Source organism: Burkholderia pseudomultivorans (genome assembly GCF_001718415.1).
GTDB lineage: Bacteria > Pseudomonadota > Gammaproteobacteria > Burkholderiales > Burkholderiaceae > Burkholderia > Burkholderia pseudomultivorans_A.
Map to the genome: position 1 here is coordinate 557,247 of NZ_CP013378.1, position 20,523 is coordinate 577,769.

The following is a 20,523-nucleotide window of genomic DNA, read 5'->3' on the forward strand; positions in this document are numbered from 1 at the left end:
CGGACGGACCCGGTCACGCGTGCGAATCTCGCCGCACGCGCGGTTGCTCGGACGTCAGTGCGCGTCCTTCTTGGTACCGGACGATTTCTTGCCGGATGGCTTCGCGGCCGGCGGCGGCGTATCGGCCGCCGCCGGGGCGGCCTTCGCGTCGTCGGATGCGACCGCCTTGCCGTTGGACTTGCCTTTCTCCTTGCCTGCGGCTGCTGGCTTCGCGTCCTTCGCTTCCTTCCCGTCCTTCGCGTCGAGCGCGTCGAGCCGCGTGAACTTCACCGTGTCGCTGTCCTTGTCGTAGTCGACCTCGACGCGATCGCCCGATTTCAGCTTGTCGGCAAGGATCTCCTTCGCGAGCCGCGTCTCGATGATCTGACGCACCTGTCGCTTCAGTTCGCGCGCGCCGAACTCCGGCTGGTAGCCGGCTTCGGTCAGGTGCGCGATCAGCGCGTCGCCCATCACGAGCGTGATGTCCTGCGCGGCGGCGGTGCGCACCACGCGGTCGAGCTGGATCTGCACGATCGAGCGGATGTTCTCCTTCGACAGCGCATGGAACACGATCACCTCGTCGATCCGGTTCAGGAACTCGGGGCGGAAGTGGCCCTTCAGCACCTGCATCAGCTCTTCGCGGATCGCCTTGTCGGTCTTGCGCGCGGCCTCCGGCTGCGTGAGGTTGTCCATGATGATCGCGGCGCCGAGGTTGCTCGTCGCGATGATGATCGTGTTGCTGAAGTCGACGACGCGACCCTTGCCGTCGGTCAGCCGGCCGTCGTCGAACACCTGCAGCAGCACGTTGTAGACGTCCGGGTGCGCCTTCTCGATCTCGTCGAGCAGGATCACGCTGTACGGGCGCCGCCGCACGCGCTCGGTCAGCTGGCCGCCTTCGTCGTAGCCGACGTAGCCCGGCGGCGCGCCGATCAGCCGCGCGACCGCGTGCCGCTCCATGTACTCGGACATGTCGATGCGGATGATCGCCTGCTCGTCGCCGAACACGGTCTCGGCCAGCGCCTTCGCGAGCTCGGTCTTGCCGACGCCGGTCGGCCCGAGGAACAGGAACGTCGCGATCGGCCGGTGCGTCTGGCCGAGCCCCGCGCGCGACAGCCGGACCGCATCGCTGACGGCGACCACCGCGTCGTTCTGGCCGACCACGCGCTCGCGCAGCTGCTCTTCCATCTTCAGCAGCTTCTGGCGCTCTTCCTGCGTGAGCTCGGACACCGGAATGCCGGTCAGGCGCGACACGACTTCGGCGACCGATTCGACCGTGACTTCGAGCGTCTCGGAACCGGTCTTGCGCTGCCACGCTTCCATCTTCTCGTCGAGCGCCTTCTGCTTCGCGCTGATCTGTTCTTCGAACTGCTTCGCTTCGTCGAAGCGCTTGCGCGACGTTGCGTAGTCCTGTTCGCGCTTCAGTTGCGCGATCTCGGCTTCGCCTTCCTGGATGTCGACCGGCCGCGAGGTCGCGCCGATCCGCACACGCGCGGCGGCCTGGTCGATCAGGTCGATCGCCTTGTCGGGCAGGAAGCGCGACGTGATGTAGCGATCCGCGAACTCGGCGGCCGCGACGAACGCGTCGTCGGCGAACGTGACCTGATGGTGCGCCTCGAGGCTGTCGCGCAGCCCGCGCAGGATCACGATCGTCTGCTCGACGCTCGGCTCCGGCACGAACACGGGCTGGAAGCGCCGCTCCAGCGCCGCATCCTTCTCGATGTACTTCTGGTATTCGTTGAGCGTCGTCGCGCCGATCAGGCTCAGCTCGCCGCGCGCGAGCGCCGGCTTCAGCACGTTCGCGATGTCGAGGCCGCCTTCGCCGCCGCCCTGGCCCGCGCCGACGATCGTATGCAGCTCGTCGATGAACAGGATCAGCTCGCTCTGCTTCGCGGTGACTTCGTCGATCAGCTGCTTGGCGCGCTCCTCGAATTCACCGCGATACTTCGCGCCGGCCACCATCGAGTTGATGTTGACCTCGACGAGCCGCTTGTCGCGCAGCACCTCGGGCACGTCGCCGTTGACGATCCGCTGCGCGAGCCCTTCGACGATCGCGGTCTTGCCGACGCCCGGCTCGCCGATCAGCACCGGGTTGTTCTTCTTGCGGCGCGCGAGCACCTCGATCGTGCTCTCGATTTCCTGCGCGCGGCCGAGCACGGGGTCGAGCTTGCCCTGGCGCGCGAGCGCGGTCAGGTCGCGGCCGAACTTGTCGAGATTCGGCGTGCCGGTCGGCGCGTCGACGCGGCCGTCCTCGGCGCCCTTGCCGACGACCTTCACGACCTTCTGGCGCAGCGCCTCGGGCGTCACGCCGTATTTCTTCAGCAGCGTGCCGGCGATGCTGTCCGGCACGGAGGCGAGGCCGATCAGCAGGTGCTCGGGGCCGATGTACGAATGGCCGAGATCGCGCGACGCCTGGAACGCGAACTGCACGGCCTTCTTCACGCGCGGCGAGATCGACAGCTTGTCGAGCGACTGGTCGGCCGCGGCGGTGCCGGTGTGCGCGTGTTCGTCGATATACGACTTGATGTCCTGCGGCGACAGCTTCAGTTCCTTCAGCAGCGCGGCGCACACGTCGGTGTCCGCGAGCGCGTACAGCAGGTGCTCGGTGTCGAGTTCGCTGCGGCGCAGCTCGTGCGCCTTCTCGGCTGCGCGCTGCAGCAGTTCGAGCGTCTGTTCGCTGAACGCGTCGGTGGGGTCCACCGATTCGCGCGGAATTTCGGCGGCGATCGGCGCGTCGTCGCCGAGCGCGCCGAACAGCGAGGACGGGCCGCCACCGCCGAGCAGCGAATCGAACGGGTTCAGCATGCTCTGATGCCGCATCAGCTGACGGAAGTGGTAGTCGCAGATCGAGATCGTCTTGCGCTCGCCGTCCTGCATCACGGTTGCGCGCGCGACGGCCGGCCGGGCGTGACAGATATCGCAAAGTGCGGGCATGGTGGTCTGGCTCCTGTCGGTGAAGGTGGATCGAAGGGTGACATCCCGATACGGCGCGGCGCGGCGGCGCGCGCGCCGCGCTCACGCAGTCGCGCAGCGCGCGCCGGCACGGCGGACGGCCGCGGCCGACGCCATGCACGCGCGTGCTGCGGGGAGCCCGCTGCATCACTTCGACTGCGTTCAAAATAGCGAATCGCCCACGCGCATCCAAGACACAGTTCGGTGTCGCCCCGCTCCGGAATTGCACCCTCACATGCGCGCGGGCGCGTGTCGCAAGGAGTACAGACGGGCGCAGACGCGGCTGCGCAGGCGCGCGCGGCGGGCGGCGACAGAAAAGGCGACAGGGCGTGCGGCGGTGTCCGGGACGCGCACCACGGGGTGCGGCATCGGCGCGCAGCGTGGCGGCGGTGGGGGAAGGCTCGATCGAGCCGGGGATCGCACGGAGCGAGAGCGCACCGGTGCAGGCGCGCGCGCCGACGGCGTGCGCGGGCAGGTCAGGCCGGACGACGCGCGCGGCGCCGGGGCGGCGCGGCATCGAGCCGGCGAAGGCAGGGGCGGTTTGCATGGCGCGCAGCGGCCATGGCGAAACCGGAGACGGGCGGCGTCAGTCGTCCAGGTTCATCGCGAGCCGCTGCCGCGCGATTTGCTTCACTTTCGTCGAGAGTGCGGCGTCCGGCAGGCCATTGGCCCATACGGAGAACGAATCCTCGATCAGGTTGCGCGTGTCGGGCGGCAATTCGGCCAGCATCAGCGACACCACGGTAAACAGCACGGCAGCGTCGCCGGCCTGGTTGCCCGCGTTCGCGTCGACGGTCTGCTTCAGTTGATCGACCGAGGCTTGCAGCGTTTGCAGTGCATGATTCGATTCGCTCATGACAGTCTCCATGCAGGATGGGTTCGATCGGCGACGAACCTGCGGCCGGCTGCCGCTCGCGCGCGACGCCGGGCCGGCATCGCGCGCGGCGCGGGTCAGGCCGTCGTACCGGCCGGCGCGACCGCGACCGATGCTTCGCTCGTCAGCATCAGGAACGTGAACGTTTCGCGCAGGTACAGGCGCACGACCTTGTCGGTATGGCTCGTATAGCCGATCGACACGTCTTCGCCGAGGTGCAGCTCATAGTCGCCGCCGCGCGTGGACAGCACGCAGCCGCCGCTGATCGCCGGCGCCCAGATGATCTCGCCGCTGACGATCCGCTTGATATGGTCGATGACCGGATAACCCTGGTCGCGCGCTTCGCTGAGCGCGGTGTAAGCGTCCGAGCCGAGCAGCACCGAATACGGGCCGTCCACGCCCGCGAGGCGCAGCGCTTCGAGCGCGTTGCTGATCGCGTCCGGATACGCGCCGACGTCGCTCGGCAGCGCGAGCTTGCGGTTCGACGTGCCTTCGCGGATGCCGACGATGCCGGCGGCCTGGTAGCCGTCGAAGATCGCGCCGTCTTCGGCGAACGCGAGCCGCTGCGCGGCTTCCTTCGCCGGCTGCCAGTCGGCGTCGCGCGCGCCGCGCTCGACGCTGTCGATGGCCGCGCGGTCGAGTTCGAACGGCACCGTCAGCTCGACGATCGTGCGAACTTCGCGCAGTTGCGCGGTGACCTGCTCGCGCGGCGCGGCCACCTCGCGCAGGTGCCCGGTGCCGACGGCCGACAGCTCGGGGCCCGCCGGGCCCTCGACGTCGACGACGCGGCGGCCGGCCACCGACCGCTTGAAGGTGCGCGCGACTTCCTCTTCGATTTGTTCCCACGCAGCGGCGGAGATGGGCGCAAGTTCGCGATGCAGGTTGTTCATTGGCTGATGACTCCTTTGAGCGATCCGATTTTCAGCGAGCCGTCGCGATGCGGCTCGGTCGATGGGGCGGCCGGCTGCGCGGCGTCGGCGGCCGGCGCCGCGCGATCGGCGAGCGCTTCGAGCAGGTCGGCCGACGGCACGAAGAACAGCGAGCCGGTGACCGCGCGGCTGTAGTCGAGCAGGCGGTCGTAGTTGCCGGGCGGGCGGCCGACGAACATGTTCTCGAGCATCTGCTCGATCGGCGCGGGCGAGCGCGCGTAGCCGATGAAATAGGTGCCGAATTCGCCGGCGCCGGGGCGGCCGAACGGCATGTTGTCGCGCAGGATCTTCACTTCCTGGCCGTTCTCGTCGAGCGTGGTCAGCGAGCTGTGCGAACACGACGGCTTCACGTCCGGCGCAAGCTCGATGTCGGACAGCTTGGTGCGGCCGATGATGCGTTCCTGCGTCTCGACCGGCAGCGCGTTCCAGCCGGCCATGTCGTGCAGGTATTTCTGCACGAGCACATAGCTGCCGCCCGCGAACGGCGCGTCTTCGTCGCCGATCACGGTGAAGTCGACCGCCTCGCGGCCCTCCGGGTTCTCGGTGCCGTCGACGAAGCCGATCATCGCGCGCTGGTCGAAGTTGCGGAAGCCGTGCACTTCGTCGACGACCGTGACCGCGTCGCCGAGCGCGCCGAGCAGTTGCGTCGCCAGTTCGAAGCACAGATCCATCGCGTCGGCGCGGATGTGCAGCAGGATGTCGCCCGGCGTCGCGATCGCGACGCGCTGCCCGGCGCCGAATTCGCGGAACGGGTGCAGCGCCGCGGGGCGCGGCTCGCCGAACAGGGCATCCCAGGCGTCGGCGCCGAAGCCGCAGACGCAGCTGAGGTTGCCGCCCGGCACGCGCTTGCCGACCGAGCGCACGAGCGCGGCGATGTCGCCGCACCATGAGCGGATCGTGTCGGCGTGGTCCGCGCCGGGGTTGACGGTCGCGACGAGGAAGATCGCGCTGCGCGTGATCGGGCTGTGAACGGCCTGGGAGAGCGGGGGAGTCGTTTGCATCGCGGCTTGCCGGTCAGTCATGTCGGAACGGACGAAGCGCCGATGCCGCGGCGCGCGAAGACGAACGGTTGGACTGTGTCATGCGACTGTTCTCTTTGTGACATGCGGATGAAAGACGGACGCTGCGCGGCAGCGCGCAACGGCGCGCCGCACGCGGCGGCGGGCGGCCGCCCGTTCGCCCCGGCGCGTGGCCGGCCCGCACCGCGTAACGTCGTCGAGCCTGCAATCTAGCAGCTTCGGCCGGTCTTTGGAACACGTCCGGGCCATCTGTCATTCGAATGCGTCAACCTCGGCCCTGTTTTTGTGCGATCGGCCCGGCTGTACTCCTCGCGTGCGCGGCGCTGTGCTCTTGAGCCGGCGTGACGCGTGCAGTAGATTAGGTTCGCTCGGCCCTCCGACGAGGAGCATCACGATGAACCTGCTGGAAGCCATGCGCGTGTATGTCGCGGTGATCGAGCACGACGGCCTGCGCGGCGCGGCATGCGCGCTGCAGATCGACGAGGCCGACGCAAGCGACCGGATCGACGGCCTCGAACGCTATCTCGGCTGCCGCCTGCTGCTGCACGGCGTGCACGACGAACTCGTGTGCACCGAGGCCGGTATCGCGTTCCACGCGTGCTGCCGGCGAACCTTGTCCGCGGTCGAGCGGGCCGTCGGCGAGCGCGGCGCGCCGGCGGCGGGATTTGCGCTGCGCGGCGCCGCGCAGCGGGCCAACGGGGCGGCGACCCTGCCGTCGGGATCACTTCATCACACATCGCCTTGAATACGTCCACCGCGCCCTATTCGGCCGCCGAGCGCATCCGCCGCCGCTTCGGCCGCTTTCTCCACGCGGCCGAGCTCGCGGGGCTGATCGTGATCGGTCTCGCGACCGCATTCGCGATGACGCAGGAGGCGTGGAAGGTCGTGCTCGCGGGCGAGGTGTCGCTGACCGATCTGCTGCTGATGTTCCTGTATCTGGAAGTGCTCGCGATGGACGTGCGCTATTTGCGGCTCGGCCGGCTGCCGGTGCGATTTCCGCTGTTCATCGCGATGACGTCGCTCGCGCGCGACCTGATCCTGCGCGGCGCGACCGACAGCCCCGAGCGCATGCTGATGACGACGTTCGGGATCGTTTTGCTCGCGGTGGGCGTGCTGATCCTCAGTTTCGGGCAGCACCGGTTTCCGGCGGAGGTCGACGATGTCGAGGACGATGCGCGCACGAATCGATGACGGGCATGCCGGTGCGGCGGCCGAAAGGGGTCATTCGACGCACCGAAATTCGGAATGCAGATGAAGACGCGCCGCAAGCGACATGCGCCCGACCGGACACACGTCATACAGAAAGGAGATATCGGATGGCCAAGCAATTGATTGTCGCCGTGTTCGACAACGCGACCCTGGCGCGCCAGGCCGCGAACGATTTCGACGCGCTGGCGGAGAAGGACGAGGGGTTCGGCATCGAGAACGGCGTCATCGTCGAAAAGGATGCGGCCGGCAAGCTCGCGGTGCTCGACACCGAATGGCGGTCGTTCAAGGGCGGCCTGATCGGCGCGATCGCGGGCGGGCTGCTCGGCTTGCTCGCCGGTCCGCTCGGCGTGGTGACGGGCATGGCTGCCGGCGCGGGCGCCGGCGTGCTCGCGGACGCGAGCGGCAATGCGCTGCTCGACGGCACCTTCGTCGAATCGGTGTCAGCCCGGCTCGTGCCCGGCAGCGTCGCGGTCATACTCGAAGCGAAGGAGGCGACGCCGTTCTCGGTCGACAACATCGTGACGGGCTTCGGCGGCAGGGTCGTGCGCAAGGCGCTCGGCTGAGCGCGCGTCGAACTGGTCGCGCGTCTCGCGCGACGTGAAAGGAGCAAGGTTCGCGCCTGCCGCCGCGACGCGCGCGCGGCCCGCGCGTGTGCTGCGCCGCAACGCCGCCGATGCACGACGCCGGTCGTGCGCCGCCTGCACGGCACTGTACGCGTTTGCGTGCGATGCGGCGATGGCTGTACCTGTTCTTTTCGTGAAGGACGCCGATAATGGGATCCTTGACGAACCGTCCGGGAGCGATGCCATGTCCTCGAGTGCATCCTCGGCCGATCGTCCCGATCTCGCGCAGGGCATCGCGCTCGACGAGATCGCGGACGGGGCCATGATCGAAGGTCACGTTGCAGGCGAAGCCGTGCTGCTGGTGCGCCGCGCCGACGAGTTGTTCGCGGTGGGCGCGCACTGTCCGCACTACGGCGCGCCGCTCGCCAAAGGGCTGCTGGTCGGCGACACGCTGCGCTGCCCGTGGCATCACGCGGCATTCTGCGTGCGCACCGGCGAGCGGCTGCGCGCGCCCGCGCTCGACGGCCTGCCGAGCTGGCGCGTCGAGCGTCGCGACGGCCGCGCGGTCGTGCTCGATGCGCGGCCGGCCGCATCGCCGCCCGTGCCGGACGCGGCGGGTCTGCCCGCTTCGATCGTGATCGTCGGCGGCGGCGCGGCGGCGATCTCGGCCGCCGTGACGCTGCGGGAGCAGGGCTATCCGCATGCGATCACGCTGCTGAGCGCCGATGCCGAGCCGCCCTACGACCGTCCGAACCTGTCGAAGGACTATCTCGCGGGCACCGCGGAAGCCGACTGGCTGCCGCTGCGTCCCCCGTCTTTCTATACCGAGCATCGCATCGACGTGCGCTGCGGTGCACGCGTGGCGCGCATCGATCCCGCGCAGCGCGAGGTCGAACTGTCGGACGGCAGCCGCCTCGCATATGGCGCGCTGCTGCTCGCCACCGGCGCGGAGCCGAACTGGCTGAGCGTGCCCGGCGCGACGCTGCCGCACGTATGCGTACTGCGCTCGCGCGCCGACTGCGATGCGCTGATCGGCAAGCTGGCGGCCGCGCGCCGCTGCGTCGTGGTCGGCGCGAGCTTCATCGGGCTCGAAGTGGCGGCCGCCTTGCGCACGCGCCAGCTCGACGTGCATGTCGTCGCGCCCGACGCGCGTCCGATGGCGCGCGTGCTCGGCGATGCACTCGGCGACACGATCCGCGCGCTGCACGAATCGAACGGCGTGGTGTTCCATCTCGGCGCGACGCCGGCGCGGATCGAGTCCGATGGCGTGACGCTGTCCAATGGAGAACGGCTGCCGGCCGATCTGGTGGTGGTCGGCATCGGCGTGCATCCGAACGTCGCGCTTGCGCAGGACGCGGGCCTCGCCGTCGATCACGGCGTGAGCGTCGACCGCTATCTGCAGACGAGTGCACCGGGCATCTACGCGGCCGGCGACATCGCGCGCTGGCCCGATCCGCTGACCGGCGAGTCGATTCGCGTCGAGCACTGGGTGGTGGCGCAGCGCCAGGGCAGCATCGCCGCGCGCAACATGCTCGGGCAGCAGCGGCCGTTCGACGCGGTGCCGTTCTTCTGGACCCAGCATTACGACCTGACGATTCGCTACGTCGGGCACGCGGAGCACTGGGATCGCGTCGAGATCGACGGCGACCTGCGTGCGCACGATGCGTCGGTCGCGTACTGGCGCGGCGACGTCAGGCTCGCGGTCGCGACGGTCGGCCGCGATCTCGACTGCCTGCGGGCGGAAGCCGCGCTCGAGCGGCAGATCGCACCGGCGTGACGGCCGCTGCAACCCGACATCGGTTCGACGAAGGAGGCGAGATGAGTCCCGAAATACGTGCACGTTTCGACAGCGAATTTGCGCCGCGCATCGCGCAGAGGATTCTGAGCTTGTACGGGCACGGCGACGTGCGCGCCGAGGTCGTGTCGGCGGACGGGCAGGGCGGCGCGGCCTGCGTCGAGGTGACAGCCCTCACCTCGACGGTCGGGCTGCCGAATCCGCTGAACGTGCGGCTCGCATGGCGCGACGACGCGATCGAAGCGCTGCTGGCCGAGCGTGATTCGAGCCGTTTCGACCGCTATCTCGCGGCGCTGCCGGCGACGATCGAGCAATGGCAGCTGGCGTTGCCGGTCGATTTCGGCTCGCGTACGCAACGCGACCGCGAGATCGTGATCGGCGATCTCGACTTCGCCGCGTGAGCGTGTCGCGCGGTCGCGGCGGTGGGCCTGTCGCATTCGACAGCCGCCGCCGGACGATGCACGAGCCGTCGCTACCGGTCGTGCGTCTTGAGCATGATGCGCCCCTGGTCGATGCCGCCGCGCAGCGCTTCGTCGCAGGTGAGCCATTCGGGCGTGACGAGTTCGGGGGCCGGCAGCTCGACCGGCACGCCGTCGCGGAAGATCCGGACCTGCGCGACCCACGCGCCGTTTGCATTGCGCGTCGCTTCGACGCGTATCTCGTGATCCATGAAGCTTTCGGTGGCTTGCATCGTTCAACGCCCTCCGCGGGTGGTGGTCGAAGGTCCGCATGCAGCGCGTCGCGCGATCGCATTCGCGCGGCGGCGCACGGTGCCGGACACGATGCATCGATCGTAGCAGCCCGGCGCGTGCATTGCAGCGAAACCGCCCGCGACTGCGCCTCCGATTCGTCCTGCGATCGATTGCAGGCGCGAGCCGCGCGACCGGCCGACGACACCGGCGGCCACCGCACCATTCACCGGAACGGAGCGTATCCATGACGATCGACCTGACGTTTTCCGTCAAGGTATTCGCGGCGCTGTTCGCGATCATGAATCCGATCGCGAACATCCCGGTGTTCCTGTCGCTGACGGAAGGCGCGACCGACGGCGCGCGTCGCAAGGTGGCGCTGACCGCCGCGATCGGCGTGACGATCGGCTGCATCGTGTCGGCGGTCGCGGGCGGCGCGATCCTGCGCATGTTCGGCCTGACGATCGACGATTTTCGTCTCGCGGGCGGGCTGCTCGTGCTGCTGATCGCGCTGTCGATGCTGCATGGCGCGCCGAGCCGCCAGCACATGCCGCACGACGGCGAAGGCGCCGACGCGTCGGCCGCCGACAGCGTGGCGATCTATCCGCTGACGATTCCGCTGCTGGTCGGGCCGGGCACGATCGCGACGATGATCGTGCTCGGGCACGGCGCGTTCTCGAACGGGCAGGAACTGTCGTTCGCGCTCGGCCTGCTGGCGTTTTTGCTGCTGCTGACCGCCGCGCTGCTGTCGGCGCCGCTGATCGGCCATTACCTGTCGCCGCGCGTGACGGCCGTTACGCAGCGCCTGATGGGGATGATCCTCGCGGCGATCGCGATGCAGATGATGATCGCGAGCCTGCAGGCAGCGTTCTCGCATCTGCATTGAGCGGCGCGACCGCGATCTCGCTGCCGGCGGATTTGCCGGCCGTCTTGTACCATCCCGATCCTGATGCGGTGCGTTGCATCGGCCCCCGGGCCGCTGCACGACCGGCCCGGCGCGACGCCGTCGCGCGTCGATAAAGGAGAGTCGGGATGTCCAGACAATTGATCGTCGCAGTGTTCGGCAGCGTCGACACGGCCCGACAGGCCGCGCGAGATCTCGACGCGCTGTCGGACCGGTGCGACGGATTTCGCATCGACAACGGCGTCCTCGTCGAAAAGGACGCGACCGGCAAGCTCGCGGTACTCGACGTCGATTCGCGGCCGTTCAAGGGCGGCGTGATCGGCGCGATTGCAGGCGGCCTGCTCGGCCTGCTGGCCGGCCCGATCGGCGTGGTCACGGGCGCGGCCGTCGGTGCGGGCGCCGGTGTGCTCGTCGATGCGGCCGGCAATGCGCTGCTCGACGGCAAGTTCGTCGAGTCGGTGGCGATGCGGCTTGCGCCCGGCAGCGTCGCGCTGATCCTCGAAGCGAAGGAGGCGGCGCCGTCCGCGGTCGACGACGTCGTGGCAGGCTTCGACGGCAAGGTCGTGCGCCAGGCGCTGGAGTGAGCGCGCCGCGTGCCGCGCCAAAGTGGCCTTACAAGATCCTCAAAAGTGGCTATTCGCGGTAAAGCCAGTGTGCTCTAGAGTGCCCTCGACATCCTGACGATGAACGAGGTCGAACATGACGCCTGTGAAGGTCGAACCATCGAGCCGCGGTCGCGCGCGCCGGTCGAGCGGGGGCGACGATGCATGACGCCGCGAGCGCGTTCCGGCACGACGCGCTGTTCTCCGTGCCCTCCCCGCGGATCGACGCCGCGGAAGCCGAGGCGCTGGCGGCCGACGCGTTCGGCGTCGCCGGCGCCGTCAGCGCGCTGGCGAGCGAACGCGACCAGAACTTCCGGGTCGACGCGCCGGACGGATCGGCGTACGTGCTGAAGCTCACGCATCCCGCCGAACACCCGGGCGTGACCGAGTTCCAGACCTTCGCGCAGCTGCGCGTGATCGAGTCGGACGGCACGTTGCCGGTCCCGCGCCTGCTGCGCGACCGCGCCGGCCGCTACATCCACTGGCGTGGCGTGGCAGGCGGACAGACGCGCCAGGCCGTGCGGCTGATCACGTTCGCGCCCGGCATTCCGCTGCATCGCGCCGAACGCACGGCGCGGCAGCGTCGCGCGCTCGGCGCCGCGCTCGGCCGCTTCGACCGCGCGCTGCGCGGCTTCACCCATGCGCATGCCGGGCATCGGCTGCTGTGGGACATGCAGCATCTGGCGCAGCTGCGGCCGCTGCTCGACTTCGTCGACGGCGACGAGCGGCGCGGTCTTGCGCGGCAGATGCTCGATCGCCACGAGGCCGTCACGCTGCGCCGGCTGACGACGCTGCGACGCCAGGTGATCCACAACGATCTCAATCCGTACAACGTGCTGGTCGACGAAACGGACGCCGACCGCATCACCGCGATCCTCGATTTCGGCGACATGGTCAATGCGCCGCTCGTCAACGAGCTGGCGGTCGCCTCGTCGTATCAGCTTGCCGATGCGGCCAATCCGCTCGAGACGGCGGTCGACTGCATCTGCGCGTATCACCGCGTGAATCCGCTGAGCGGCGACGAGCTTGCGGTGCTGCCGGAACTGATCGTCGCGCGGCTGCTGATGACGGTGCTGATCACCGGCTGGCGCGCACGCGAGCATCCGGAAAACAGCACGTACATCCTGCGCAACAACGCGCTGTCGTGGAACGGCCTCCATCGTTTCGCGGCGCTGCCGGACGGCGCTGCGGCGCGCACCATCCGCGACGCGATCCGCAACGAACAGGAGCAGTTCCATGCGCAGTGACCCGGCGATGCTGAACGCGTTCGATCCCGCACAGGCCGAGCGCCTCGACGAGCATGCGCGCGCGCTCGTCGAGCGGCGCACGCGCGTGCTCGGGCCCGCGTACCGGCTGTTCTACGAGACGCCGCTGCACATCGTGCGCGGCGAAGGCGTGTGGCTGTACGACAGCGCCGGCCGCGCGTATCTCGATGCGTACAACAACGTCGCATCGGTCGGCCATTGCCGGCCCGAGGTCGTCGAAGCGATCGCGCGGCAGGCGAGCACGCTCAACAGCCATACGCGCTACCTGCACGACGGCATTCTCGATTACGCGGAACGCCTGCTGGGCACGCTGCCCGATGCGCTGTCGCAGGCGATGTTCACCTGCACCGGCAGCGAGGCCAACGATCTGGCGCTGCGCATCGCGAAGCAGTACACGGGCGGCACGGGCGTGATCGTCACGCAGTTGGCGTATCACGGCGTGACGGCTGCGGTGTCGGAGATCTCGCCGTCGCTCGGCCGGCAGGTGCCGCTCGGCCTGCACGTGCGGACCGTCGCGCCGCCCGACACCTATCTCGACGGCGAGGACGGCGTCGGCGCGCGGTTCGCGCGCGACGTGCAGCGCGCGATCGACGACATGACGCGACACGGCATCCGGCCCGCCGCGCTGATCGTCGACACGATCTTCTCGAGCGACGGCGTATTCGCAGACCCGTGCGGCTTCCTGCAGGACGCGGTCGCGGCGATCCGGCAGGCGGGCGGCATCTTCATCGCGGACGAAGTGCAGGCCGGCTTCGCACGCACCGGCTCGAAGATGTGGGGTTTCGAGCGGCACGGCGTGACGCCGGACCTCGTGACGATGGGCAAGCCGATGGGCAACGGCCATCCGATCGCGGGCCTCGCCGCGCGTCCCGACGTGCTCGCGCGCTTCGGCAGGGAAACGCGCTACTTCAATACGTTCGGCGGCAATCCGGTGTCGTGCGCGGCCGCGTCCGCGACGCTCGACGTGATCGAGAAGGACGGCCTGCAGGCGAATGCGGCGCGGATCGGCGCGTATCTGCGGCAGGGGTTCCGCACGCTCGCGCACAAGCACGCGCTGATCGGCGACGTGCGCGGCGACGGGCTGTTTCTCGGCGTCGAGCTGGTGCGGGACCGCGCGGCCAGAACGGCCGCCGCCGACGAAGCGCAGCGCGTCGTCGACCTGATGCGCGACCACGGCGTGCTGATCAGCTCGACCGGCATTCGCGGCAACGTCCTGAAGATCCGGCCGCTGCTGCCTTTCACGCAGGCGCACGCGGACCTGCTGCTCGGTGCGGCGGACGCGGCGCTCGGCGCGCTGTGAGATGGCGGGACTGAAAGGCCGCGGCTACCGCTGCTTCAGCGAACGCGCATACGCGCGCCCCAGGCGCTTCACGCCGTCGCCGATCGCCGCCTGCGCGACGCCGCCGAAGCCGAGCACGATCGAGCGGTCCTGCAGCGTCGCGTGCGGCGCGACGAAATGCGGGGAGCCAAGGATCAGCCCGTCGGCGCGTGCGACGTCGATCAGCGTGCGCGTGGAAATAGCCGCATCGAAGTGCGCGAACAGGTGCAGCCCGGCGCGCGCATCGGACAGCCGGATCGTGTCGCCGAATTCCGCCTGCAGCGCATCGCGCAGCAGCGCCTGCCGCTCCGCGTATTCGATGCGCATGCGGCGCAGGTGCTGCGCGAAGTGGCCGTCGTCGATGAAGTCGGCGAGCGCCGCGTGGATATGCAGCTGCCCGGGGCGGTAGAGTTTCGCGCAGGCCTTCGCGAACGTGTCGGCCAGATGCGCGGGAACGACGAGATACGCGACGCGCACGCCGGGATACATCGCCTTGCTGAACGTGCCGCCATAGATCACGCGCGCATCGCTGTCGAGCCCTTGCAGCGACGGAAGCGGCGTGCCGTCGTAGCGGAACTCGCTGTCGTAGTCGTCCTCCATCACCCACAGGTTGCGGGCGCGCGCGCTCTGCAGCAGTTCGAGCCGGCGCGCGAGCGGCATCACTGCGCCGGTCGGATACTGATGCGACGGGCTCGTGACGACCAGCCGCGCGTGCGCCGGCGTGTCCGCTTCGTTCAGCGACAGGCCGGCCGCATCGACCGTGCGGGCGACGAGCCGCACGCCGGCCGCCGAAAGGACCGTCGGGAACGCCCAGTGGCAGGGATTCTCGACGATTGCCGCGTCGCCCGGATCGGTGAGCAGCCGCGCGCACAGATCGATCGACTGGTGCGTGCCCGACGTGATGATGACCTGCTCCGGTTCGCACACGACCGAGCGCGAGATCTTCAGATAGCTGGCGACCGCCGCGCGCAGTCGCGCGTAGCCGCCGTCGAGCGCATAGCCGGACAGCGAGAGGTCGCCCTTGCCGATATGCCGCGCAATCAGGCGGCGCCATATGTGGAACGGGAACATCGGCGTGTCGGCGACGCCGGGCACGAACGCGCCGTAGCTTTGCGTGACGCCGCCGGGCAGATGCTCGAGCTGCGCGCCGCGCCGCGACAGCGTCATCGAATGCCGCGCGTGGGCGGTTTCGCCGGGCTCGCTCAGCGGGCGGCTGCTCGTCGCCGCGACGAAGGTTCCGCTGCCGGTGCGTGCGATCAGGTAGTTTTCGGCGATCAGGCGGTCGTACGCGAGCGACACGGTGATTCTCGACACGCCGAGTTCGTCGGCGAGCGCGCGCGACGACGGCAGCTTCTGGCCGGCCACCAGCGTATGGTCGAGCACGCCGCGCCGGACCACGTCGTAGATCTGGTGCTGCAGCGTCGCGCCGCCCGTTCGGGACAATCCATGGGCCAGCAGGTCGGTCAACAGGACGGCGCGCATGAAGTGGCATTATCTTCGAATACGATATGGCTATACAGGCTATAGCCATTGATTGCTATAGTCAATTCGCGGCAGCCGCCGGCGGGCGGTCTGCACGGTATACGAAGCGCGACAGGACCGGCGGTCGCCGAGAACGAAAAGAGGGCGGCCTGCATTGCGTCCGGCGCGCGGGTCTTGCATCGGGTGCGGCATCGCAGGAGACCACCACAATGAAGTCCGATGAAGTGATCGTCAGTTTTCGCGGGGTGCGCAAGACCTACGACGGCGAGACGCTGGTCGTGAAGTCGCTGGATCTGGACATCCGCCGCGGGGAATTCCTGACGCTGCTCGGGCCGTCAGGCTCGGGCAAGACCACCTGCCTGATGATGCTGGCCGGCTTCGAGTTTCCGACCGGCGGCGAGATTCGCCTCGACGGCGAGCTGCTGAACCAGGTGCCGCCGCACAAGCGCAACATCGGCATGGTGTTCCAGAACTACGCGCTGTTTCCGCACCTGACGGTCGAGCAGAACGTCGCGTATCCGCTGACGGTGCGCAAGCTGGGCGCGGCCGAGCGCGCGGAGCGCGTCGCGCATGCGCTGAAGATGGTGCAGATGGAGCGCTTCGCGAAGCGCTATCCGGCGCAGCTGTCGGGCGGCCAGCAGCAGCGCATCGCGCTGGCGCGCGCACTGGTGTTCGAGCCGAAGCTGGTGCTGATGGACGAGCCGCTGGGCGCGCTCGACAAGCAGCTGCGCGAGCACATGCAGTACGAGCTGAAGGCGCTGCACGAGAAGCTTGGCGTGACCTTCGTGTACGTGACGCACGACCAGGGCGAGGCGCTGACGATGTCGGATCGCGTCGCGGTGTTCGACAAGGGCGTCGTGCAGCAGCTCGACACGGTCGACCGCCTGTACGAATCGCCGTGCAACGAATTCGTCGCGAACTTCATCGGCGACAGCAACCGGCTGCGCGGCACGATCGCGCGCGTCGACGGCGAGTTCTGCGAGCTCCGCCTCGGCGACGGCACGACGCTCAAGGGGCGCAACATCGCGAATGCCGCCGCAGGCGCCGCGGCGATCGCATGCATCCGCCCCGAGCGGATGAGTCTTTCCCGGCACCCCGATCACGGCCATGCGAACGGCGCGGCCGACAACCGCGTGGCGGCCGAGGCGCTCGGCCTGATCTATTTCGGCGATCATGTGCGCATGCGCTGCGCGGTGCCGGGGCAGGACGAATGCTTCGTGAAGGTGCCGCTCGGCACCGCCGCGCTCGATGCATTCTTTCCCGGCGCGCCGGTATCGCTTTCGTTTGCGCCCGCGCACCTGCGCGTGTTCGCGTGAGCGCCGCTTTCCGGTTTCCGATTTTCCGCAGCACGTCGTCGACAGGCATCGCCTATTTCCACCGCGAGAGGAGCACTACCATCATGAATCGAACAAGCGTTACCGCGCGTCGCACCGCGCTTGCACTGGCGCTGGCCGTGTTCGGCGCTTCGGCGTCGGCGGCCGAAATTACGGTCGTCAACTTCGGCGGCGCGAACGGCGATGCGCAGAAAGCCGCGTTCAACCAGCCGTTCGAGCAGGCGACCGGCAACAAGGTCACCGCCGTCGAATACAACGGCGAGCAGGCGAAGGTGAAGGCGATGGTCGAGTCGAAGCACGTGAACTGGGACGTGGTCGACGTCGAGTCGGGCGACGTCGGGCGTGGCTGCGACGAAGGCTTGTACGAGAAGCTCGACTGGTCGAAGCTGGCGAAGAAGACCGACCTGATTCCGGAGGCATACCAGACCTGCGGCGCCGGCATTTTCGTGTGGTCGACGGTGCTGTCGTACAACGCGGACAAGCTGAAGACCGCGCCGACGAGCTGGGCCGATTTCTGGGACGTGAAGAAATTCCCCGGCAAGCGCGCGATGCGCAAGGGCGCGCGCTACAACCTCGAGTTCGCGCTGATGGCCGACGGCGTCGCACCGAAGGAGGTCTACAAGGTGCTGAACACGAAGGCCGGTCAGGACCGCGCATTCAAGAAGCTCGATCAGCTGAAGCCGAACATCCAGTGGTGGGAAGCGGGCGCGCAGCCGCCGCAGTTCCTCGTCGCAGGCGACGTCGTGATGTCCACGGCATTCAGCGGTCGCATCGATGCCGCGCGACGGGAAGGCAAGAACCTGCAGATCGTATGGAACGGCAGCATCTACGACCTCGACTACTGGGCGATTCCGAAGGGCTCGCCGAACAAGGCGGTGGCCGAGCAGTTCATCGCGTATACGCTCGCGCCGAAGGCGCAGCAGGCCTATGCGCAGCACATCGCGTACGGCCCGGTGAACCTGGCCGCGGTCAAGTCGCTCGACGCGAAGACGCTGGCGAACCTGCCGAACTCGCCGAGCAACGGCAAGAACGCGGTGCTGCAGGACATCGGTTTCTGGACCGATCACGGCGACGAACTCGAGCAGCGGTTCGCCGCATGGGCGTCGAAGTGAGTCTGTCCGCGTCTTGATGCAACGGCCGCCGGACCGCAATCGCGGTCCGGCCGGAGAGAGACAGTTGAATACGATGACGATCGCTTCTTCCGCGCCGTCGAGCGCCGCGCTCAAGCGCGAGCTGAAGGCCGCCGAGGCCCGCAAGCGCACGATGGCGCTGCTGCTGGTCGCGCCGCTCGCCTTGTTCGTGCTGCTGATCTTCGTCGTGCCGATCGGCACGCTGCTCACGCGCGCGGTGCAGAACCCCGAGATCGCCGCCGCGCTGCCGGACACGGTCGCCGCGCTCGCGCACTGGGACCGCAAGGCGCCGCCGTCCGACGCCGCATACGCCGCACTCGCGGCCGACATGACCAAGGTCGCCGACAGCGACGCGATGGGCGCGCTCGCGCGCCGCCTGAACACCGAGATTCCCGGCTACCGGTCGCTGGTCGCGAAGACGGCGCGCGCGATGCCGCTGAAAAATGACGACGGCGCAGCGCTGACGCCCGCGCAGGCGCGCGACAAGCTGGTCGAACTCGATTCGCGCTGGGGCGATGTCGCTTACTGGCAGGCGATCGCGAAGAACGGCAGCGCGTACTCGCCGTTCTACCTGCTCGCCGCGCTCGACCACAAGCAGGACGGCTTCGGCCACATCGTGCCGGCCGACCCCGACCAGTCGATCTATCTGGCGATCTTCGGCCGCACGCTCGTGATCGGCGTCGCGGTCACGCTGTTCGCGCTGCTGCTCGGCTATCCGCTCGCGTACTGGATCTCGACGCTGTCGGAGCGGCGTGCGAACCTCGTGATGATCCTCGTGCTGATTCCGTTCTGGACCTCGGTGCTGGTGCGCGTGGCCGCATGGATCGTGCTGCTGCAAAGCGAGGGATTGATCAACAAGGCGCTGCTCGGTAGCGGCCTGATCTCGCATCCGCTGACGCTGCTGTTCAACCGCGTCGGCGTCTATATCTCGATGACGCACATCCTGCTGCCGTTCATGATCCTGCCGCTGTACAGCGTGATGAAGTCGATCCCGCCGACCTACCAGCGCGCGGCCGTGTCGCTCGGCAGCCATCCGTTCGCGGCGTTCTGGCGCGTGTACGTGCCGCAGACCTATCCGGGCGTGGGCGCGGGTGCGCTGCTGGTGTTCATCCTCGCGATCGGCTACTACATCACGCCGGCGCTGCTCGGCGGACCGAACGACCAGATGGTCAGCTACTACGTCGCGTACTTCACGAACGTGACGATCAACTGGGGCATGGCGTGCGCGCTGGGCGGGCTGCTGCTCGCGGCGACGCTGGTGCTGTATGCGGTGTACGGGCGCTTCACGCGCACCAACGTGAGCCTCGGCTGACGCGTAAAAATCAGGAAGACCGATCATGAAACTCGCCAGGCCGCTGTTCGCGCCGCACATGTCGTTCGTCGAGCGCGCGTGGTATGTCGCGCTGCGCGTGCTCGTCGTGCTGACGCTGCTGTACCTGATTTTGCCGGTGCTTGCGATCGTGCCGCTGTCGTTCTCGTCGAGCACGTTCCTCGTGTATCCGATCCCCGGCTTCTCGACGCGCTGGTACGAGAACCTGATCGCATCGGACGAGTGGCGCATGGCCGCGAAGAACAGCTTCATCGTCGCGCCGTCGGCGACGGTCGTCGCAACGGTGCTCGGCACGCTCGCGGCGATCGGGCTGACCAAGGCGGACTTTCGCGGCAAGGGGCTGCTGATGGCGGTGCTGCTGTCGCCGATGATCGTGCCGGTGGTGGTGGTCGGCGTCGGCATGTACCTGTTCTTCGCGCCGCTCGGGCTCGCGAACACCTACACGGGGCTGATCGCCGCGCATGCGGCGCTCGGCGTGCCGTTCGTCCTGACGACGGTGGCGGCCACGCTGCAGGGCTTCAATCACAACCTGGTGCGCGCGAGCCTGTCGCTCGGCGCGAACCCGGTGACGACGTTCTTTCGCGTGACGCTGCCGGTAATCGCGCCGGGCGTGATGTCGGGTGCGCTGTTCGCGTTCGCGACGTCGTTCGACGAGGTGGTCGTCACGCTGTTCCTCGCGGGCGCGGACCAGACGACGCTGCCGCGGCAGATGTTTACGGGGATTCGCGAGAACATCAGCCCGACGATCGCCGCGCTCGCGACGATCCTGATCATCTTCTCGACGGGACTGCTGCTCGCGCTTGAGTGGCTGCGCGGGCGCAATGCGCGGCGCGCGGTCAGTTGAGTCGGGCACGGCCGCTTGCGAGGGCGCAGACGCGAACGCTGCTGTTCCGTAGTAACGCAAATTAATTCTGTCACGCCAGATTCTGCATGTTTCAAAGAATCTGGCGCTTGAATCGGCAGCCCCGGCCGGCGCACAGAGATGCACGGGGAGCCCGTCGAGAGAGGACGCCATGCCCGTCAATCAGACATGTTCGAAATCTGGAATATGTGGCGCTCCGTCAACAATTTAGCATTCGTTGACAGTAATTCGTAAGAATGTCGGTAAGCTCGCGCACAATAACCAACGAATGGGCGCGGGCCGCGTCGACG

19 protein-coding genes are annotated in these 20,523 nt (G+C 68.4%); 13 read left to right on the forward strand and 6 right to left on the reverse strand.

Going from position 1 to position 20,523, the window contains the following annotated elements:
- Positions 1–54 precede the first annotated feature (54 nt).
- The 4 genes from WS57_RS15320 to WS57_RS15335 all read right to left on the reverse strand — a co-directional run bounded on the left by WS57_RS15320 (position 55) and on the right by WS57_RS15335 (position 5,753).
- Entirely contained in the window at positions 55–2,910 is a 2,856-nt protein-coding gene (locus WS57_RS15320) for an ATP-dependent Clp protease ATP-binding subunit (RefSeq protein WP_069244502.1), read from the reverse strand.
- A gap of 604 nt (positions 2,911–3,514) precedes the next feature.
- A complete protein-coding gene (locus tag WS57_RS15325) occupies positions 3,515–3,784 on the reverse strand; it encodes a hypothetical protein (protein WP_009693486.1) in 270 nt (89 codons plus the stop codon).
- A 95-nt stretch (positions 3,785–3,879) separates the two neighbouring features.
- Complete coding sequence (locus tag WS57_RS15330) at positions 3,880–4,692, reverse strand: family 1 encapsulin nanocompartment shell protein (protein WP_038455713.1); 813 nt, start codon at positions 4,690–4,692, stop codon at positions 3,880–3,882.
- A complete protein-coding gene (locus WS57_RS15335) occupies positions 4,689–5,753 on the reverse strand; it encodes a Dyp-type peroxidase (protein WP_059606120.1) in 1,065 nt (354 codons plus the stop codon). Before WS57_RS15335 ends, WS57_RS15330 begins: the two co-directional genes overlap by 4 nt.
- Before the next feature lie 391 nt (positions 5,754–6,144).
- Here WS57_RS15335 and WS57_RS15340 point away from each other — a divergent pair, with 391 nt between their 5' ends.
- The 5 genes from WS57_RS15340 to WS57_RS15360 all read left to right on the forward strand — a co-directional run bounded on the left by WS57_RS15340 (position 6,145) and on the right by WS57_RS15360 (position 9,718).
- Complete coding sequence (locus tag WS57_RS15340; RefSeq protein ID WP_069244503.1) at positions 6,145–6,495, forward strand: helix-turn-helix domain-containing protein; 351 nt, start codon at positions 6,145–6,147, stop codon at positions 6,493–6,495.
- Positions 6,492–6,941 (forward strand): phosphate-starvation-inducible protein PsiE, encoded by a 450-nt coding sequence (locus tag WS57_RS15345; protein ID WP_059513453.1) that lies wholly within the window; start codon positions 6,492–6,494, stop codon positions 6,939–6,941. The genes WS57_RS15340 and WS57_RS15345 overlap by 4 nt, the downstream gene beginning before the upstream one ends.
- A gap of 125 nt (positions 6,942–7,066) precedes the next feature.
- Positions 7,067–7,522, forward strand: coding sequence for a DUF1269 domain-containing protein (locus WS57_RS15350; protein ID WP_038455721.1), 456 nt, complete (start codon positions 7,067–7,069; stop codon positions 7,520–7,522).
- Positions 7,523–7,766: 244 nt separating this feature from the next.
- Positions 7,767–9,299, forward strand: a complete 1,533-nt coding sequence (locus WS57_RS15355) for an FAD-dependent oxidoreductase (protein WP_059513451.1) — start codon at positions 7,767–7,769, stop codon at positions 9,297–9,299.
- Between the two features lie 41 nt (positions 9,300–9,340).
- The gene (locus WS57_RS15360; protein WP_009692046.1) at positions 9,341–9,718 is read left to right on the forward strand and encodes a DUF5594 family protein; all 378 of its coding nucleotides are present in this window, start codon (positions 9,341–9,343) and stop codon (positions 9,716–9,718) included.
- Between the two features lie 71 nt (positions 9,719–9,789).
- Here the strand turns inward: WS57_RS15360 and WS57_RS15365 are convergent, their stop codons facing one another.
- Positions 9,790–10,008, reverse strand: a complete 219-nt coding sequence (locus WS57_RS15365) for a DUF6566 family protein (protein ID WP_009692045.1) — start codon at positions 10,006–10,008, stop codon at positions 9,790–9,792.
- Between the two features lie 245 nt (positions 10,009–10,253).
- On the opposite strand from WS57_RS15365, the gene WS57_RS15370 reads away from it, so the two are divergent.
- The 4 genes from WS57_RS15370 to WS57_RS15385 all read left to right on the forward strand — a co-directional run bounded on the left by WS57_RS15370 (position 10,254) and on the right by WS57_RS15385 (position 14,077).
- Complete coding sequence (locus tag WS57_RS15370; protein ID WP_009692044.1) at positions 10,254–10,892, forward strand: MarC family protein; 639 nt, start codon at positions 10,254–10,256, stop codon at positions 10,890–10,892.
- Between the two features lie 146 nt (positions 10,893–11,038).
- A complete protein-coding gene (locus tag WS57_RS15375; protein ID WP_059513450.1) occupies positions 11,039–11,494 on the forward strand; it encodes a DUF1269 domain-containing protein in 456 nt (151 codons plus the stop codon).
- A gap of 179 nt (positions 11,495–11,673) precedes the next feature.
- Positions 11,674–12,759, forward strand: coding sequence for a phosphotransferase (locus tag WS57_RS15380; RefSeq protein ID WP_059513448.1), 1,086 nt, complete (start codon positions 11,674–11,676; stop codon positions 12,757–12,759).
- Positions 12,749–14,077, forward strand: coding sequence for an aspartate aminotransferase family protein (locus WS57_RS15385; protein ID WP_038455733.1), 1,329 nt, complete (start codon positions 12,749–12,751; stop codon positions 14,075–14,077). Before WS57_RS15380 ends, WS57_RS15385 begins: the two co-directional genes overlap by 11 nt.
- A 24-nt stretch (positions 14,078–14,101) precedes the next feature.
- Here the strand turns inward: WS57_RS15385 and WS57_RS15390 are convergent, their stop codons facing one another.
- A complete protein-coding gene (locus tag WS57_RS15390) occupies positions 14,102–15,577 on the reverse strand; it encodes a PLP-dependent aminotransferase family protein (protein ID WP_059513446.1) in 1,476 nt (491 codons plus the stop codon).
- A 209-nt stretch (positions 15,578–15,786) separates the two neighbouring features.
- Here WS57_RS15390 and WS57_RS15395 point away from each other — a divergent pair, with 209 nt between their 5' ends.
- The 4 genes from WS57_RS15395 (at position 15,787) to WS57_RS15410 (ending at position 20,215) form a co-directional block, all read left to right on the forward strand.
- Entirely contained in the window at positions 15,787–16,893 is a 1,107-nt protein-coding gene (locus WS57_RS15395) for an ABC transporter ATP-binding protein (protein ID WP_069244504.1), read from the forward strand.
- 83 nt (positions 16,894–16,976) lie between these two features.
- Positions 16,977–18,023, forward strand: a complete 1,047-nt coding sequence (locus tag WS57_RS15400; RefSeq protein ID WP_059605019.1) for an ABC transporter substrate-binding protein — start codon at positions 16,977–16,979, stop codon at positions 18,021–18,023.
- A 73-nt stretch (positions 18,024–18,096) separates the two neighbouring features.
- Positions 18,097–19,353 carry an ABC transporter permease gene (locus WS57_RS15405; protein ID WP_069245426.1) on the forward strand — a complete coding sequence of 419 codons (1,257 nt, stop codon included), beginning with the start codon at positions 18,097–18,099 and terminating at the stop codon, positions 19,351–19,353.
- Positions 19,354–19,378: 25 nt separating this feature from the next.
- Positions 19,379–20,215: an ABC transporter permease gene (locus WS57_RS15410; RefSeq protein ID WP_069244505.1), complete on the forward strand. Its 837-nt coding sequence runs from the start codon at positions 19,379–19,381 to the stop codon at positions 20,213–20,215.
- Positions 20,216–20,523 lie beyond the last annotated feature (308 nt).

Coding starts and splice junctions, on each gene's coding strand:
- WS57_RS15320 (WP_069244502.1), bottom strand. CDS start 2,910: ATGCCCGCACTTTGCGATATCTGTCACGCCCGGCCGGCCGTCGCGCGC.
- WS57_RS15325 (WP_009693486.1), bottom strand. CDS start 3,784: ATGAGCGAATCGAATCATGCACTGCAAACGCTGCAAGCCTCGGTCGAT.
- WS57_RS15330 (WP_038455713.1), bottom strand. CDS start 4,692: ATGAACAACCTGCATCGCGAACTTGCGCCCATCTCCGCCGCTGCGTGG.
- WS57_RS15335 (WP_059606120.1), bottom strand. CDS start 5,753: ATGACTGACCGGCAAGCCGCGATGCAAACGACTCCCCCGCTCTCCCAG.
- WS57_RS15340 (WP_069244503.1), top strand. CDS start 6,145: ATGAACCTGCTGGAAGCCATGCGCGTGTATGTCGCGGTGATCGAGCAC.
- WS57_RS15350 (WP_038455721.1), top strand. CDS start 7,067: ATGGCCAAGCAATTGATTGTCGCCGTGTTCGACAACGCGACCCTGGCG.
- WS57_RS15355 (WP_059513451.1), top strand. CDS start 7,767: ATGTCCTCGAGTGCATCCTCGGCCGATCGTCCCGATCTCGCGCAGGGC.
- WS57_RS15360 (WP_009692046.1), top strand. CDS start 9,341: ATGAGTCCCGAAATACGTGCACGTTTCGACAGCGAATTTGCGCCGCGC.
- WS57_RS15365 (WP_009692045.1), bottom strand. CDS start 10,008: ATGCAAGCCACCGAAAGCTTCATGGATCACGAGATACGCGTCGAAGCG.
- WS57_RS15370 (WP_009692044.1), top strand. CDS start 10,254: ATGACGATCGACCTGACGTTTTCCGTCAAGGTATTCGCGGCGCTGTTC.
- WS57_RS15375 (WP_059513450.1), top strand. CDS start 11,039: ATGTCCAGACAATTGATCGTCGCAGTGTTCGGCAGCGTCGACACGGCC.
- WS57_RS15380 (WP_059513448.1), top strand. CDS start 11,674: ATGCATGACGCCGCGAGCGCGTTCCGGCACGACGCGCTGTTCTCCGTG.
- WS57_RS15385 (WP_038455733.1), top strand. CDS start 12,749: ATGCGCAGTGACCCGGCGATGCTGAACGCGTTCGATCCCGCACAGGCC.
- WS57_RS15390 (WP_059513446.1), bottom strand. CDS start 15,577: ATGCGCGCCGTCCTGTTGACCGACCTGCTGGCCCATGGATTGTCCCGA.
- WS57_RS15395 (WP_069244504.1), top strand. CDS start 15,787: ATGAAGTCCGATGAAGTGATCGTCAGTTTTCGCGGGGTGCGCAAGACC.
- WS57_RS15400 (WP_059605019.1), top strand. CDS start 16,977: ATGAATCGAACAAGCGTTACCGCGCGTCGCACCGCGCTTGCACTGGCG.
- WS57_RS15405 (WP_069245426.1), top strand. CDS start 18,097: ATGACGATCGCTTCTTCCGCGCCGTCGAGCGCCGCGCTCAAGCGCGAG.
- WS57_RS15410 (WP_069244505.1), top strand. CDS start 19,379: ATGAAACTCGCCAGGCCGCTGTTCGCGCCGCACATGTCGTTCGTCGAG.